Source organism: Mangrovimonas sp. CR14, from assembly GCF_011764015.1.
GTDB classification, from domain to species: Bacteria; Bacteroidota; Bacteroidia; order Flavobacteriales; family Flavobacteriaceae; genus Mangrovimonas; species Mangrovimonas futianensis.
Genome location: NZ_JAAFZY010000001.1, coordinates 1 through 16,947, shown reverse-complemented (window position 1 = coordinate 16,947; position 16,947 = coordinate 1). Strand labels below are relative to the sequence as shown.

Annotated in this window: 19 protein-coding genes; 15 read left to right on the top strand and 4 right to left on the bottom strand. The window is 35.8% G+C overall.

Going from position 1 to position 16,947, the window contains the following annotated elements; translation table 11 throughout:
- Positions 1-52 precede the first annotated feature (52 nt).
- The 14 genes from cyoE to tsaB all read left to right on the top strand — a co-directional run bounded on the left by cyoE (position 53) and on the right by tsaB (position 11,695).
- Positions 53-946: a heme o synthase gene (cyoE, locus tag GZ212_RS00095; RefSeq protein ID WP_166956055.1), complete on the top strand. Its 894-nt coding sequence runs from the start codon at positions 53-55 to the stop codon at positions 944-946.
- Between the two features lie 2 nt (positions 947-948).
- Positions 949-1,530, top strand: a complete 582-nt coding sequence (locus GZ212_RS00090; RefSeq protein ID WP_166956038.1) for a cytochrome c oxidase subunit 3 — start codon at positions 949-951, stop codon at positions 1,528-1,530.
- A gap of 128 nt (positions 1,531-1,658) precedes the next feature.
- Complete coding sequence (locus GZ212_RS00085) at positions 1,659-2,639, top strand: cytochrome c oxidase subunit 3 (RefSeq protein ID WP_166956036.1); 981 nt, start codon at positions 1,659-1,661, stop codon at positions 2,637-2,639.
- A 19-nt stretch (positions 2,640-2,658) separates the two neighbouring features.
- Complete coding sequence (locus GZ212_RS00080; RefSeq protein ID WP_053970459.1) at positions 2,659-3,042, top strand: cytochrome C oxidase subunit IV family protein; 384 nt, start codon at positions 2,659-2,661, stop codon at positions 3,040-3,042.
- A gap of 66 nt (positions 3,043-3,108) precedes the next feature.
- Positions 3,109-3,828, top strand: coding sequence for a hypothetical protein (locus tag GZ212_RS00075; protein ID WP_166956033.1), 720 nt, complete (start codon positions 3,109-3,111; stop codon positions 3,826-3,828).
- A complete protein-coding gene (locus GZ212_RS00070) occupies positions 3,818-4,549 on the top strand; it encodes an SCO family protein (protein ID WP_166956030.1) in 732 nt (243 codons plus the stop codon). Before GZ212_RS00075 ends, GZ212_RS00070 begins: the two co-directional genes overlap by 11 nt.
- Positions 4,542-5,072 (top strand): DUF420 domain-containing protein, encoded by a 531-nt coding sequence (locus tag GZ212_RS00065; RefSeq protein ID WP_166956027.1) that lies wholly within the window; start codon positions 4,542-4,544, stop codon positions 5,070-5,072. Before GZ212_RS00070 ends, GZ212_RS00065 begins: the two co-directional genes overlap by 8 nt.
- Positions 5,073-5,074: 2 nt before the next feature.
- On the top strand, positions 5,075-5,302 hold the full coding sequence (locus tag GZ212_RS00060; RefSeq protein WP_166956024.1) for a hypothetical protein: 228 nt from the start codon (positions 5,075-5,077) through the stop codon (positions 5,300-5,302).
- A gap of 82 nt (positions 5,303-5,384) precedes the next feature.
- On the top strand, positions 5,385-6,086 hold the full coding sequence (locus GZ212_RS00055) for an ABC transporter ATP-binding protein (protein ID WP_053970454.1): 702 nt from the start codon (positions 5,385-5,387) through the stop codon (positions 6,084-6,086).
- Complete coding sequence (locus GZ212_RS00050; protein WP_166956021.1) at positions 6,079-7,308, top strand: ABC transporter permease; 1,230 nt, start codon at positions 6,079-6,081, stop codon at positions 7,306-7,308. Before GZ212_RS00055 ends, GZ212_RS00050 begins: the two co-directional genes overlap by 8 nt.
- Positions 7,309-7,312: 4 nt before the next feature.
- Positions 7,313-8,554 carry an ABC transporter permease gene (locus tag GZ212_RS00045; RefSeq protein ID WP_166957207.1) on the top strand — a complete coding sequence of 414 codons (1,242 nt, stop codon included), beginning with the start codon at positions 7,313-7,315 and terminating at the stop codon, positions 8,552-8,554.
- Positions 8,555-8,569: 15 nt separating this feature from the next.
- Entirely contained in the window at positions 8,570-9,691 is a 1,122-nt protein-coding gene (locus GZ212_RS00040; RefSeq protein ID WP_166956018.1) for an efflux RND transporter periplasmic adaptor subunit, read from the top strand.
- Complete coding sequence (locus GZ212_RS00035) at positions 9,669-11,021, top strand: TolC family protein (protein ID WP_206080353.1); 1,353 nt, start codon at positions 9,669-9,671, stop codon at positions 11,019-11,021. The genes GZ212_RS00040 and GZ212_RS00035 overlap by 23 nt, the downstream gene beginning before the upstream one ends.
- Positions 11,022-11,023: 2 nt before the next feature.
- Positions 11,024-11,695, top strand: a complete 672-nt coding sequence (gene tsaB / locus GZ212_RS00030) for a tRNA (adenosine(37)-N6)-threonylcarbamoyltransferase complex dimerization subunit type 1 TsaB (protein ID WP_166956012.1) — start codon at positions 11,024-11,026, stop codon at positions 11,693-11,695.
- Here tsaB and GZ212_RS00025 read toward each other — a convergent pair.
- From GZ212_RS00025 to GZ212_RS00010, 4 genes are all read right to left on the bottom strand, one after another.
- Positions 11,692-12,510: a mechanosensitive ion channel family protein gene (locus tag GZ212_RS00025; RefSeq protein WP_166956009.1), complete on the bottom strand. Its 819-nt coding sequence runs from the start codon at positions 12,508-12,510 to the stop codon at positions 11,692-11,694. The genes tsaB and GZ212_RS00025 overlap by 4 nt on opposite strands.
- 105 nt (positions 12,511-12,615) lie before the next feature.
- Entirely contained in the window at positions 12,616-12,972 is a 357-nt protein-coding gene (locus tag GZ212_RS00020; protein ID WP_166956006.1) for a DUF1304 domain-containing protein, read from the bottom strand.
- Positions 12,973-13,029: 57 nt separating this feature from the next.
- On the bottom strand, positions 13,030-13,230 hold the full coding sequence (locus GZ212_RS00015; RefSeq protein WP_053970448.1) for a dodecin family protein: 201 nt from the start codon (positions 13,228-13,230) through the stop codon (positions 13,030-13,032).
- Between the two features lie 64 nt (positions 13,231-13,294).
- A complete protein-coding gene (locus tag GZ212_RS00010; RefSeq protein WP_166956004.1) occupies positions 13,295-14,197 on the bottom strand; it encodes a NifU family protein in 903 nt (300 codons plus the stop codon).
- A gap of 246 nt (positions 14,198-14,443) precedes the next feature.
- On the opposite strand from GZ212_RS00010, the gene GZ212_RS00005 reads away from it, so the two are divergent.
- Positions 14,444-16,947: choice-of-anchor L domain-containing protein (locus tag GZ212_RS00005; RefSeq protein ID WP_166956001.1), on the top strand; the 2,504-nt coding region annotated here is incomplete at its 3' end.

The window sequence follows — 16,947 nt, the reverse complement described above, 5'->3', positions numbered from 1 at the left end:
TTTCAAAGTATCTTTGCGCACGCATTTTTTAAGCGAAAAATGACATTTTACCTTGAGTAGATCCAAAACTTCACCCGTTCAGCACACCTTAATTTCAGATTTTAAGGAAATCACCAAAATCCGTTTGGCAATAAGCGTGGTTTTTTCATCTATCGCAGGTTACCTTTTAGGAGTTGACGTCGTTGAAATTAAAACATTAATCCTTTTGGGATTGGGTGGGTATTTTATGGTGGGTGCATCCAACGCATATAATCAAATCATTGAGCGTGATTTGGACGCTTTAATGGATAGAACGAAAGACCGACCGGTACCCGCTAAAAGGATGACCGTTAACACGGCTTTCACCATTGCTACGGTTTTTACCATTTTGGGAATTGTAATTTTATACATCATTAACCCTAAAACGGCTATGTTTGGGGCGGTTTCCATATTTTTATATACCAGTGTTTATACGCCTTTAAAAACAAAAACACCATTGTCTGTTTTTGTTGGTGCCATTCCAGGAGCCATTCCTTTTATGTTGGGTTGGGTGGCAGCAACGAATGATTTTGGAATGGAGCCAGGAACCTTATTTGCTATTCAATTTTTTTGGCAATTCCCTCATTTTTGGTCTATAGGTTGGTTTTTGTTTGACGATTATAAAAAAGGAGGCTTTTTTATGTTGCCAACGGGAAAAAAGGATAAAGGAACTGCTGTTCAAATTATCATGTACACCGTTTGGACTATTTTGGTTTCCATCATTCCTGCTTTTGGTTTTACAGGTAGATTATTTTTGACCCCTATTGCAGCAAGTATCGTTTTAATACTTGGATTAGGAATGTTATACTTCGCCATCCGGTTGTATAAGCAAATGTCTTCGGTGGCAGCCAAAAAATTGATGTTAGCAAGTGTTTCCTATATAACCTTACTGCAAATTGTATATGTAGTAGATAAATTTTTGAGATAGTTATGGATTTAACTCAAGGAACTTTTGAAGAAAAAAATAACCGAGCAAAAAAAATGATGCTTTGGTTCGGATTGATTTCTTTATTTATGTCTTTTGCTGGGTGGACTAGCGCCTTTATTGTAAGTAGTAAAAGACCAGATTGGTTGACTGATTTTGAAATGCCGCAAGCTTTTCAAATGAGTGTTGCCTTGATTATTGCAAGTAGCGTTACCTTATTTTTTGCAAAAAAAATGTTGCTGAAGGGTAAGAATAAATTAACTACTATATTGTTAAGTATCACTTTTGCCTTGGGAATCCTTTTTGTTATTAATCAATTTGCCGGATTTAGGGAAATATTAAATCAAGGCTATAATTTTACGGGGCCTACCTCAAATGTGACCATGTCTTATATCTATTTGATTGCAATTGTACACATTGCTCACGTGCTTATAGGATTATTTTGTCTGCTGGTAGTAATTTATAATAATTCTAAACAAAAGTATTCTGAAGGGCATACTTTGGGATTGGATTTGGCCTCAACCTTTTGGCACTTTGTTGATTTGCTATGGGTTTACCTGTTTTTATTTTTTACCTTTATGAACTAGAAGGCCTATCAAATTGATGTAAAGGCTGTAAGAACAGAAAATAATGACTTTCAAAATGTTTTTTGAAATTTCGTCAAAAAGATAAAATAATTATTTTTGTGCAACTTTTAAAACTATACCAATAAAATATGGACACTACTGTTGTTAATACAGGAACAGAAGGAAAAACTTGGGGAGGTGGTAATGAGCCACTAAAAGCAAGTTATGGTAAGATGATGATGTGGTTCTTCATCCTTTCTGATGCCTTGACCTTCTCTGGGTTCTTAGCGGCCTACGGCTTTTCAAGATTTAAATTTATTGATTATTGGCCAATTGCCGATGAGGTGTTTACTCACGTTCCATTTTTGCATGGTCAAGAATTACCAATGATCTATGTGGCATTTATGACCTTTGTATTAATCATGTCATCTGTAACCATGGTATTGGCTGTAGATGCTGGTCATAAAATGCAAAAGACCAAAGTAACTTGGTATATGTTTCTTACCATTATTGGAGGTTTAATATTCGTTGGTTCTCAGGCTTGGGAATGGGCAACCTTTATCAAGGGAGACTTTGGAGCCGTACAAACAAAAGGAGGAAATATTCTTCAGTTTGTTAATACAGATGGTGAAAGACTTGCCATCAGAGATTTTACAACGTCACAGCATTCTGAAAGAGCACAACACGAACGTAAAAGTGGTCTTTGGTTTGTGAGCGAAGGGGCATTACCTGATTTTACGGTTGCAGAAGTTGTAAAAGGCATGGAAGCAAACGATGATATTCTTATCAGAACTCAAATGTTGGATGAGCACGGTCATAAAACAGTTCTTTCAAGAGAGGAATCTTTAAGCATGTTAAAGGATCACGGGAATTTAGTGGTTCATGGAGCTAACCTTCATGTTAATGAATACGGTTCGCCTTTATTTGCTGATTTCTTTTTCTTCATAACTGGTTTCCACGGATTCCACGTATTTTCGGGAGTTGTTATCAACATTATCATTTTCTTTAATGTGATTATCGGAACCTACGAAAGAAGGAGAAGTTATGAAATGGTAGAGAAAGTTGGACTTTACTGGCACTTTGTAGATTTAGTTTGGGTATTTGTATTTACCTTCTTTTACCTTGTTTAATCCTGAAATTCATTAACTAATGGCACACGATCATAAATTAGAAATATTAAGAGGTACTGTTAAATTTAAGTCTAATACCCAAAAGATTTGGGGTGTTTTGATTCTTCTTTCAATAGTAACTGCTGTTGAAGTTGTTCTAGGTATTTACAAACCAGAAGTTTTAATGGGTAAGATAATAGGTATGAAAATCCTTAACTGGATCTTTATTATCCTAACGCTTGTTAAAGCCTATTACATTACTTGGGACTTCATGCACATGCGTGACGAAACCAAAGGTTTAAGAAGAGCGGTAGTTTGGACAGCAATTTTCCTAATTTGCTACTTAATCTTCATCCTTTTACAAGAAGGAGGATATGTTGAAGGAGTTTATTCAAATGGATTTATCAAACAACACGGATTCTAATTCGTAACGTTAAATAGATATCAAAAGGCGGTTTTTTAAACCGTCTTTTTTATTTTTGTGCCCATTATGGAACGAAAAAAAGTTACAAGAAATTTAGTGTTGGGAGTATTGTTTTTTCTTCCTGTTATGTTTTTGATATTTCTTTACCCAGCTAAGCATAATTACCAGCCCTTAGACATCATAAAAAGTCATATCTATGATATAGACACCTTTAAAAATTTTGAAGGGAAGCAAGTGACCTTGAATAATCATTTAACTGTTATCGGGTTTTTAGGTAATAATCCAATGAAACATCTTACAGAAGCCTCCAATTTGAAGGAGTTAGTTTATGATAAATTCAAAGGATTCAAAAAATTTCAAATTGTTGTGTTGTTTCCAGAAAATCAAAAGGAGCAAGCAAAACAATTGTATGAGGAAATTTCCACCTATGAAGATTTAAGATTCTTTGAATTTGCATTTGGGGACCCTTCTGAGATCCAAACGGTTTTCAATAGCCTTAACCATCAAGTCGCTCTTGATACCAACTATTTCACGCCACAGGTTTTTATTGTTGATAAGGAATTGAACCAAAGAGGACGTTTGGACGATAGAACGGATCGAGAAATTGAAAAGGCGTCTGAAATATATCCTTTATACTCTTACAATACGCTTGAAGTAGCTGAAATGAAAAATAAGATGAGTGAGGATATGCGTATTCTATTTACAGAATATAGACAAAAGAGAAAGGGTGATTTTGATTCAACCACTAGAAGAGCAAATGATTTAAATATTGAACATGAACAATAAATCTAAATATTCCTACATAGGTATTGCCTTTATTATCTTGGTTTTCGGGATAATTTTTATCCCAAAGATTGTAGATCGAATTAAACATGATGATATCTCGAGAAGCGAAAGGATGTCAACCGAACAAGACAATAATTTTTCAGATCAATCCAAATTGGCTTTTATAGAAATTAATGGCGAGCCTAAAAAAGTGCCTTCATTTAGTTTTGAAAACCAAAATGGTGAGATGATTACTGAAAAAGATTATTTGGGCAAGGTTTATGTCATCGAATTCTTTTTTACTACCTGCCCAACCATTTGTCCAAAGATGACATATAATTTGGTACAAGTGCAAAATGCTTTTAAATCATTTGAGGAATTTGGTGTGGCTTCGTTTACCATCAATCCAGATCATGATACTCCAGAAGTTTTAAAGTCTTATGCAGAAGAATACGGTGTGACAAATCCAAATTGGAATTTAATGACCGGAAACAAAGAGGATATATACAATTTGGCCAATTTAGGCTTCAACTTGTTTGTAGATGTAGAAAATTTTGAGCATTCAGGTAATTTTGCCTTAATCGATAAAAATGGATACATTCGATCTAGAACAGATGCTTATGGTAACCCGATTATTTATTACAGAGGTACAGTTTCAGAAAAGGAGCAGGTGAATGAAGAGGGTGAAAAAGAGGAGATTAGTATGTTGAAAGAAGACATAAAAAAATTATTAAATGAGTAATCAGCAATTAGAAGAGCAAAAGAAATACAATAAATGGATTGTGCTTCTATCTATTGCTATACCCGTGGTAGTAGCGGTTTTGTTTCGAGTTAGAATTCCCAATATGGGGCCTTGGATGTTTTTGCCACCCATATATGCAAGTACAAATGCCATTACAGCCATACTTTTAATATTTGCTTATTGGGCTATCATTCAGAATAAAATCAAGTTACATGAAACTTTGATAAAGATAGCCATGGGGTTTTCAATTGCTTTTTTGGTAATGTATGTGGCATATCACATGACTAGTGATCCTACGCCATATGGAGAAGATGGTGTTTTAAAATATTTCTATTATGTCATTCTAATAACTCACATCTTACTTTCTGTAGTGGTTATTCCTTTTGTTTTGATTACCTACGTTAGGGCTATAACTAATGATATAGAAAGACATAAAAAAATAGCTAAAATCACTTTTCCTTTATGGTTGTATGTGGCCGTTTCTGGTGTGATGGTTTATGTGTTAATTTCACCATTTTATTAAGAATGAAACGGTACTGGTTGTTTTTAATATTAGTCATTTTTTTCAGTCTCTCTACAGAGGCCCAATGTGCCATGTGTAGGGCTGTCTTGGAAAATGAGGAAGGACAAAATGCAGCTGAGGGTATCAATGACGGTATTGTATATTTAATGATCATTCCTTACCTCTTAATAGCTGGTTTAGGGGTCTTTATTTATAAAAAGTTTAACAAGACTAAAAAAGTAGCTACCTAAATAAAAATTTACTTTTGTTGTAACATATACCCTAGTTATTAGTCTAATGGGTATATGTATTATACAACCAAGAATTTGAGGTATGCTTAACATTCGAAAACTTCACAAATCTTACCCGATTGGTGATTCAAGCCTACATGTTTTAAAAGGAATTGATCTTTCTGTTGAAGAAGGAGAAATGGTGGCTATTATGGGGTCCTCGGGGTCTGGTAAATCTACGTTGCTAAATATTATTGGAATGTTAGATGAGGCAGATTCGGGTGAATATATTTTAGATGGTGTTCTTATCAAGAACCTTACTGAAAAGAAAGCAGCCATTTACCGCAATAAATTCTTGGGTTTTATTTTTCAATCCTTCAATCTTATCAACTACAAAAATGCTCTTGAAAATGTGGCGTTACCGTTGTATTATCAAGGTCTAAAAAGGAAAGAGCGATTGGAAAAGGCACTTTTTCATTTAGAAAAAGTAGGATTAAAACCATGGGCACACCACTTGCCCAACGAACTTTCAGGGGGACAAAAACAAAGGGTGGCCATTGCAAGAGCGCTGGCTGCAAATCCAAAACTACTTCTGGCAGATGAGCCAACAGGTGCCCTGGATACCAAAACTTCTTATGAGATTATGGATTTTATTCAGCATTTAAATGATGAAGGAAAAACCATATTAATAGTTACCCATGAAGAGGATATTGCAAATATGTGTAAGCGTATTGTGCGTTTGAAAGATGGAGTGATTATGGAAGATATCAATGTGGAACAAGTAAGAGCATTCCAGAATGTTTGATTTAGACCTTTGGAGGGAAATATTTCAAAGTATTAATAAAAACAGAACACGTACCGTGCTTTCTGGGTTTACGGTGGCATTTGCTATTCTGCTTTTTGCGATTCTATTTGGTATGGCCAATGGTTTGAGCAATACATTTTCAAATGCCTTTGTTGATGATGCCAATAATGCCATTTTTATTTATACCGGCACAACCTCAAAAGCTTATAAAGGCTACCAGGCGGGAAGACAAATCCGATTGAAAAATGAGGATTTGGATTATGTAAAGGAAACTTATGGTGATAAAATTCAATATTATACAGGACGCGTAACAAGAAATGTCAATGCGTCTTTTGAAAATGAAAAGAATTCCTATGGTATGCGGGCTGTCCATCCAGATCATCAATACCTGGAGAATACAAAAATCACGGAAGGAAGGTATATTAATAAAATAGATATTGAAAACAAGACTAAGGTAATCGTTATAGGTCGATTAGTGGAAGAAGATCTCTTTGCAAAGACAACGGCCATGGGTAAATATCTCAATTTGGATGGTATACAGTATAAAGTAGTTGGAATTTTTAAAGATGATGGAGGAGATAACGAGGAGCGCATGATTTATACTCCCATTAGTACAACTCAGAGACTTTATGGTAATAACGATTATCTCGATCAAATTAACGTGACTTACAATCCTAAAATGAGCTATGATGAAGCCATTGATTTTGGGAATCAAATCACCAAAGATTTAAAAGAACGTTTTTCTGTTGACCCAACCGATCAGAGAGCCATTAGAATTATGAATATGGCTCAGGCTAATAAGGGAACCAATCAAATTACGTTTGCATTGAGTGTCATTATTATAATTATTGGATTTGGAACCTTGATTGCGGGTATAGTCGGTATCAGTAATATCATGATTTTTGTGGTTAAAGAGCGAACCAAGGAAATTGGGATAAGGAAAGCTCTTGGGGCGCCACCAAAGGCTATAATTTCTATTATTTTATTGGAGTCCATTTTAATTACGACCATTGCAGGTTATTTTGGATTGGTACTCGGGATGGGAATTTTAGATTGGATAGGCCCCAGTTTAGAAACTTATTTTATTACAGACCCTAAAGTGAGTACTAGTTTAGTTATTGGCGCTACCATTACTTTAATAGTGGCAGGCTCAATTGCTGGTTATTTCCCAGCAAAAAAGGCCTCTAAAATTAAACCCATTGTGGCCTTAAGAGATAATTGATATGATGGGATTTTTATTTGATAGAGATACGTGGCAAGAAATTTTTGAAAGCTTGGGCAAAAACAAGCTAAGGACCGTATTGACCATGATAGGTGTTTGGTGGGGTATTTTGTTGTTAATTAGTTTGTTGGGTTCTGCTAGAGGTTTGGAGAATGCCTTTAATAGGTTGTTTGGGGATTTTGCTACAAATAGTGTTTTTATTTGGGGGCAAAGTACAAGCAAACCTTTTAAGGGATTCCAGGAGGGCCGATTTGTGAGATTAACGCTTACAGATGCCAAAAATGTTGAAGAAAATGTAGAGGGCATCGAATTTGTAGTTCCTAGAAATCAAAGCCAGGGATTAGTAGTGAGAAATCAGTTGTCAGGGACCTTTGGTATTAATGGTGATTACCCACTTTTGGATCGGGTTCAAAAAAAGAAAATGATTCGAGGTAGGTTTATCAATGAGAATGACATAAAAGAAAACAAAAAGGTAGTGGTCATTTCAGATGAGATTTACAAACAATTGTTTGATAAGGATGAAGAAATGATAGGGGAGTTAATACAAATTAAGGGTATCAACTTTAAAATCATTGGGGTGTTTGAGACAGGTAATGTCCAGATGGGGCCAAGAAGTGATATCCATATTCCATTTACTACGTTTCAGCAGATATTTAACCAAGGAGATAATATTGGTTGGATGATGATTACAGGAAAACCTGATTACAACATCACTCAAATAGAAGCAGACGCGAAGCTTATGTTAAAGAACCTGAATCAAATCCATCCGGAGGATAATAGGGCTTTCGGAAGCTTCAATTTAGGGAATGAGTTTAAGAAGGTGACCGGATTTCTGGTTGGAATGCAATTTTTAACATGGTTTGTAGGATTGGCAACTTTGATTGCCGGCGTTTTTGCGATAGGTAATATTCTACTAATTACGGTTAAGGAACGAACCAAAGAAATCGGAGTTAGACGTGCCTTGGGAGCCACACCATTTGAAATAAAAAGACAAGTTATCGTAGAAGCCGTGTTTATCACCTTGGTTTCTGGTCTTTTGGGAATTATATCAGGAGGATTAATATTGATGCTACTTAATAAAAGCTTTGGACAAGGGGAGGATGCTGTATTGGTCAATCCATCGGTTCCCCTCGTAGTAGTCTTTTTTTCATTAGTACTGTTAGTTGGCTTAGGATCTTTAATAGGTCTTATACCAGCCTTTAAAGCGACAAGTATTAAACCAATTGATGCATTAAGAGAAGAATAAATAACAATCAAAATAATGAATAAAACAGTTAAAATTATTGTTGGAATCGTACTACTCATCTTATTGATTTGGGTAATAAAGTATTTTAAAGATTCAAATTCAGCTTCAGTCGAAGAGTTCAAAACAGAAAAGCCATTTTATTCATCAATAAATACCAAAGTGGTGGCTACTGGGAAACTGAATCCTGAGGAGGAAATCGAGTTAAAGCCACAAATCTCTGGGATTGTTGACGAAATTATGGTAGAGGAAGGCGATATAGTTGAAAAAGGAGATCTTATCGCAAAAATTAGAGTCGTTCCTAATGAGCAAAGTTTGGTGTCTGCAAGTAGTAGAATTAATACGGCACAGTTATCATATAATAATGCTAAAACCTTGTTTGATAGAAACAAGTCCTTATTCGAAAAGGGTGTGATTTCAAAACAAGATTTTGAAAACAGTGAGTTATCCTTAAATCAAGCTTTAGAAAGTCTGAATCAAGCCAAAAACGATTATCAGATTATTAAAAAGGGATCGTTGTCTGGAGGTAGTTCAGCAAACACCAATATCATCGCTCAAATTGCTGGAACGATTCTAGAAATACCTGTGAGAGAAGGTGATCAAGTGATAGAAAGTAATAATTTCAATGATGGAACTACGATCGCTACTGTAGCCGATATGAATAAAATGATCTTTGAAGGAAAAGTGGATGAGGCCGAAGTTGGTAAACTAGAAGAAGGTAAAGGTATCAAAGTTGTTTTAGGGGCTTTGAATGAAAAGGAGTTTCCTGCAAAACTTACTTTTGTTGCTCCAAAAGGCGTGGAAGAAAATGGAGCGGTTCAATTTACTATCAAAGCAGATGTTGAAGTAGAGCGAAGCACCAAGATTCGAGCTGGATACAGTGCCAATGCCGAAATTGAAATGGAAAGCAAGGATAGTGTTTTAGTTATCAAGGAATCATTGTTGCAGTTCAATAGAATTACAGAAAAGCCTTTTGTTGAAATCAAAAAGGCAGATAATACCTTTGAGGAAAAATATGTAGAATTGGGAATTTCTGATGGAATCAATATCGAAATTTTGGAAGGTGTTAAAGAAGAAGACGAAATTAAAGTTTGGAATAAAGCTTCTGACGAGAATAATGAAAATGGAAGAAACCGTTAATATGAGAATAAAAGCTATAGCAATGGGCCTCTTACTTTTTGGGTGTGGTTTTATTTATGCCCAGGAAAAGGTATGGACTTTACAAGAGTGTGTTGATTATGCTTTGGAAAACAATATTTCTGTTTTACAAGGGCAAAACAACTTACTTACAAATGAACAGGATATCATTGCTAACAAAGGAGCAATGCTTCCTTCCTTGGATTTTAGTGGTAGACAAGGCTTGACTTTGGGAAATCAAGAATTATTCCCGGGACAGTTCGTTGATAGAACAGCTCATAGTACAAGTTTGGGATTGAATTTAAACCAAACCATTTTTAATGGATTCCGATTGACAAATTTGTACAAGCAATCCCAGTTAACTCTTGAAAGAAATGAATTGGAGTTAAATAGAATTAAGGACGACATTTCTTTGAATGTGGTAAATGCTTATTTAAATGTGTTGTTCAATAAGGAGAATTTAGAAACGGCCCAAGCTCAATATGAGTTTTCTCAAAAACAATTGCAACAAGTTCAAGAATTAGTTGATGCCGGGTCTCAACCTCAAGCCAATGTTTATGATGCTGAAGCGACTTTGAGTAGTGATGAACAAAATTTAACCGTAGCCGAGAATAATTATAATTTGGCCATCCTGTCGTTATCCCAATTATTACAATTGCCTTATGAAGGATTTGAAGTTGAAATTATAGAGGTAGATAGTCCTTCAGCAGCTATAATGTATAAGGATATCAAACCTATATTGGAATATGCTTATGGAAATAGGTATGAGATTAAGGTAGCGGAAAAAAATATTGAGGGAGCAGAATTAAGTACAGAGATTTCTAAAAGTGGATTTATGCCCAGTTTGGGATTTTCATACGGCTTTGGGTCTAATGTTTTCTACTCGAATGTAATTCAGGGAGAAGAGTCTTTTTTTAATCAACTTAATGATAATAAGTCCCAGAATTTTTCTCTTAATTTGAGAGTGCCTATTTTTTCTCAATTTCAGAACAAAACGGCTGTTGCTAAGTCCATTGTTCAAGAAGAGAATGCTAAATTAAATTTAGAGCAAGCCAAACTTGATCTTGAAAGTAATATCCAACGAGCTTTCACCGATGCGCAAGCTGCATTAAAGGCTTATGAAGCAGCAAAAAAGTCAGTTGAGGCACAAAAATTGGCATTTCAAAATTCGCAAGAGCGTTATAATTTAGGCTCAATGAATTCATTTGACTTGGAGCAATCAAGAATTCAGCTTATCAATGCACAATCACGTTTGATTAATGCGAAGTATGATTTTATTTTTAAAACAAAAGTTCTGGATTTTTATTTGGGTAAACCAATTGTAGTAGATTAATTGTGGCATATATTTTAAACATAGAGACATCAACAACCAATTGCTCGGTTTCCTTGGCTAAAGACGGCAAAAACGTTTTAATATTGGAGGATAATAGCGAGAATTATTCCCATGCTGAAAGGTTACATGTATTTATTCAGGAGTTGTTTGAAAAAACAGGTGTGTCTAAATCAGAATTAGCTGCAGTGGCGGTGAGCAAGGGGCCAGGCTCTTACACAGGATTGAGAATAGGAGTCTCAACTGCCAAAGGAATTTGCTATGCATTGAATATCCCTTTGATAGCCGTTTCTACTTTAAAAGTCTTGGCTGTTCAGGTTGAAAATTCAGAGGGATTGATTATTCCTATGTTGGATGCTAGACGAATGGAGGTGTATTCTACCGTTTTTGATTCAGATTTAAATGAAGTAAGAGAGATTCAAGCCGAAGTTTTAGACGAAAACAGTTTCTCTAATTATTTGACTCAAGGTCCTGTTTATTTTATTGGAAATGGCGTTCAAAAAACGAAAACAGTCATCAAACATTCTAATGCCCATTTTATTGAGGGTAAAATGCCTTCCGCCAGAGAAATGGCCGCCCTGTCATTTAAAGAATATAAAATAGGCAACACCGAAGATGTTGCCTATTTTGAACCATATTATCTAAAGGATTTTATTGCCCTAAAGCCGAAATCCTAACTTTCTTTATGAATTTCTACTTGATGTGGGTAAGGTATTTCGATACCTGCTTGGTCAAGTGCTATTTTCGCTTGTTCCATAACATCAAAGTAAACGGTCCAGTAATCGGCCGTATTACACCATGGTCTGGTAGCAAAGTTGACCGAACTATCAGCAAGTTCCAAAACATTGACTGTAGGAGCTGGTTCTTTTAAGACCATAGGGTGTGATGTAAGTACATTCATTAAAACTTCTTTGGTTTGTTTAATGTCCGCATCATAGCTTACTCCAAAAACCAAATCCACACGTCTGGTTCCTAAAACTGAATAATTTGTAATATTCCCATTTGATAAAGCACCATTGGGGATAATAATTTCTTTGTTGGATAATCCAGTAATTTTGGTCGTGAAAATTTCAATCTCCTTGACAACCCCCATCTCACCTTGTGCTTCTATCAAATCGCCAATTTTGAAGGGTTTAAAAATCATGATAAGAACACCACCTGCAAAATTTCCTAAAGAGCCTTGTAGTGCCATACCCACGGCAAGACCTGCGGCTGCAATAACGGCTGCAAATGAAGTGGTTTCAACACCAAGTTTTGATAAAATGGCAAGGATCAATAAAATTTTAAGGGTCCAACCTATTAAATTCAAAAGGAATTTTTTGAGACTTTCATCGTAATCCCTTTTATCCATAATTTTTTTTGTGGTGCTTGTTAATTTTTTGATAATCCAGGCACCTATAATCCAAATGGCAATGGCTCCAAGAATTCTGAGCCCATAATCGGTGGCAAATTCAATTCCTTTTTCCGTCCATTTTTCTAGATCTTTTTCCATAAGTATTTTTCGTATTAAATTGATTAAAAAGTAAAGTTATAGCTTAAAGATTATTTAATGCTTTAAGATAAGGTTAAATATAGTGATAAGCCAAAGGTTAGACCATTAAATAAGCAGAAAGGCGATACAGGCTAAGATGGCAGGTACTGATTGAAACCAAAATAAAATGCTTTTTTTTGTAGAGAATGCTCCATAAATGCCTGCAACTATAATGCAACCTAGAAAAAACATTAAAAAGGGAGTGGCATTCAAATAGAGAGCATACAATAAACCTGTAGCCAAGAACCCATTGTACAAGCCTTGGTTAGCGGCCAAGACTTTGGTGTCTTCAGCAAATGCTTTAGATTTTAGTCCGAAAGTTTTTATCCCTTTTTTAGAGGTCCAAAGAAACATTTCTAAAATCAAAAAATAAAAGTGCTCCAAGGCAACAAGAATGCAAAGTAAAGTGAATAGAAGTGTCATGAAATAAAAAAGTGCTTTTATGATTAAAAGCACTTATATGTTTAGATGGTTCAACAATTAATCAACAGCAAAGGTGATTTTTACATTTACTCTAAATTGAGCAATATCCCCATTTTTAATGACCGTGGAATGCTCTTTTACATATGCTGATTTGATGTTTTTAATTGATTTTGATGCCTCTTTTACTGCTGTTCTAGTGGCATCTTCCCAGCTCTGTTCAGAACTAGCTAATATTTCAATGACTTTAAGTACGCCCATAATATTGTGTTTAAATTAATAAATTAAATGTGTGTACCTAAAGATAATTAAAAATAGCTGAATATTAGCCGTTTATGGCTTCAACTGTTTCAACTTTCCCTTGTAGCATTTCCCTTAACATGTTTTCGATGCCATTTTTCAAAGTGAAAGTAGAGCTTGGACATCCACTGCAGGCTCCTTGTAAAATAACTTGAACACTCTTTTTGGAGGCATCATAGGATTGAAAAACAATGTTACCGCCATCGCTCGCTACGGCTGGCTTGACATATTCTTCTAATATATTGACAATCTCCTTGGAGGTGTCATCTAAGGCCTCAAAAGTTTGATCTAACTTTTCGGTTGTTTTATTTAGAGCTTCAGCGGCTTGAGGAGACAGAATTTCTTTCCCTTTTTCAATATAGTCTTTAATAAATTCTCTCAATTCAAGGGTGATGTCATTCCATTCTGCCATATCGTATTTGGTAATGGATACATAATTCTCATCTAAAAATACATTTTTAACAAAAGGGAAATGAAAAAGCTCTAAAGCTAGAGGTGATAATTTGGCTTCATCTATAGAAGTAAATTCATATGAAGAAGTCACTAACTTTTTATTAGCAACAAATTTCATGACGGACGGATTTGGAGTACTTTCTGCATAAACTGTTACTGAAACTTTTTTTCTTGTTTGGTCTTCAGTTACAGCAACCCCGCCTTGATTAAAATACGATTCAATTTGTTCAGCCACTTCACCCTGAACATCATCCCAAGAAACAATATCAAAACGTTCTATAGCCACAAAATTACTGCCTATATAAACCTTCTTGACAAATGGTAGGTAAAAAAGTTGTTGAGCTAATGGAGATGGTTTTGCTTCATCTATATTGTTGAATTCAAAACTTTCATGGTTGGTTATGAATTGATTTAATTCAAATTTGATGATTTTTTCGTTATTGGTGGGTTTTATATCAATTTTAAAAGCTGTCATTTGTTTTTGTTTTGGTGGTGCAAATTTACTAAAAGTTAAAAGTTGAGGATGCTTTTTTGTTAAGGAATTGATAGTGTTATGTGTTAGATGAAGTAGTGTCCTTACATTTTAACGATTAATTAAGGTTTTTGTTAAAAAATATTAACGTTTCACATAAATTTCATTAAATTTCGCGCTTTAATTTCTGAGGTTCTTTTGATTGTTTTTTCCCAACAGGATAGTTATGGCCTCTACTAAAAATTTGGTATGAGAAAAATTATATTGTTATTCACAACTGTATTGCTTTCGTTTTCAGGATATTCTCAAGACATTTTGATGCAGAATGGGACTGTGAACCAATGTTCAGGTACCTTCTATGATTCTGGAGGACCTGATGGAACCTATACAAATAATGAAAATTATGTCTTAACTATTTGTCCGGATGGAGGCGATTTTATCCAAGCAGATTTCACCTCTTTTTCTACACAATTAAATACAGATTACCTATATATATATGATGGTGATGATACTACTGCACCTTTAATCGGGCAGTATGCTGGTGGAGGATTCAACAGTCCGGGTACCGTAACAGCTTCAGATAGTAATACTTCTGGGTGTTTAACTTTTGAATTTGTAAGTAGTGGAACAGACACTTCAAACGGTCCTGGATGGGCAGCAGATATTATATGTGGTACAGCATGTCAAGATATCGAAGCGATTATAGAAAGTACAAATCCAGCTATTAATGCTGATGGAATCGTTGAAATTCCTGCAGGAGGGACTGTTGATTTTGTTGGAACAGCCAATTTTTCGGAAGATGGCACTGGGGCAACTTATTTCTGGAATTTTGGAAACTTTGCAAGTGGCTCTGGTACCAATGTGTCGCAAGTGTTTAATAATGCAGGAGTTTATACCGTTACACTTACAGTAGAGGATACAAACCCAACAGGATGTTCAAATACAACATCTATAGAGGTGCATGCTTTAGCTCCTTACTTGGTAGTGGACACCACTAGCTATACAGAGGAAGAATTGGTTCAGGATGTATTGATTAGTGGAGGTTGTGCCTCGATTGAAAACTTAACATTTCAAGGACCAAACGGGATAGCATATTTCAATAAAAGTGCCTCAGGTTTTCCATTTCAAGACGGAGTTCTTTTGTCGTCAGGAAATGCTCAAGATGCTGAAGGACCTTCGCAAGGAAACAATAGTACAGGAGGATGGCCAGGTGATGCCCAATTGTTTGATTATATGCAGGATTTAGGGATTGACCCGGGATTGAATAGCTACAATGATGCCACGTATCTAGAATTTGATTTTATTCCAGTAGCAAATCAAATTAGTTTTAACTTTTTATTTGCTTCGGAAGAGTATGGAACCTATCAGTGTAGTTTCTCTGATGCGTTTGCTTTTTTCTTGACAGATATGTCAACAGGCGTTACAACTAATTTAGCTATCGTGCCTGGTACTACAGATCCTGTTTCTGTTATTACAGTAAGAGATGATACCTATAATGGAGGTTGTGCGTCTGTTAATCCAGAATATTTCGATAAATTTTATGGAACACCTAACGGTTTAGACCCTACAACTGCAGCCATTAATTATAGGGGGCAAACGGTTCCAATGGTGGCCTTTTCTGAGGTAGAACCTTATAATGTATACAAAATAAAATTAGTTGTTGCAGATAGGAATGACAGTATTTTAAATTCAGCAGTATTTTTAGAAGGTGGAAGTTTTGACTTAGGAGGAGATCTTGGAGAGGATCTATTAATCGTGACTGATAATACTGTTTGTGAGGGTGTTGATGTGACTTTAGATACTGGAATTCCTGCGGGAGATGGTAGCCATGTTTGGTATTTTGATGGTGAAGTTATTGAGGGTGAATCCAATTCAGTTATTACGATTAATCAAGAAGGGACATATTCTTATGACTTATACTTAACTGAAAACTGTCAAACTTCTGATGAGATTTTTATTGAGTTTTATCCAACTCCAACACCAATAGATCAAGCTGATAATTTGTTCATATGTGGACAACCTAACCCGCCATATATTTTTGATTTGACTCAAAATAATGAGGTGGTTTTATTGGGTATGGAAGACGCAGATGAATTAGAAGTTTCTTACCATAATTCTGAAGCAGATGCCAATGCAGACGCTGGAATTATTGATCCTGCCGATGCCTATTCCGGAACTGATGGCGAAGTAATATGGGTGAGAGTAGATTATCCTCTTGCAGATTGTTATGAAATAGCAAGTTTCACATTAAACGTGATTCAAGAACCAATTATCAACCCAGTTGAAGATATGATCCAATGTGATGATCCTTCAAATGATGGTATTGCGGATTTCGATCTTGAGACGCAGACCTTGGGTATCTTGGGTACACAGCCAGAAGCTGATTTTATAGTGACCTATTATGACAGTTTTGCTGCTGCCGATTCAGGAACAGGCTCTTTGGATAGCCCATACACGGTGACATCCTCTCCGCAGCCTATCTGGGTAAGGGTAGAACTTGACAATCCTAATACCACCTGTGTTACGGTGAGCCCCGACCCAGTATTCTATCTGATCATCGAGCCATTTGCCGACACGAGTTTTACGGTAGACCCTACCTGTGACGGAGCGGTGGTGACCCTTACCGGTGAATCTGGCGGGACCTTCAGTTTTGGCGACCCCCAGCCACCGGTTGCGGTGATTGACCCAACTACCGGGGAAGTGACCGGAGCCTCCCCATCCGAGGAGATCACCATCATTTACGCCCTTGACAA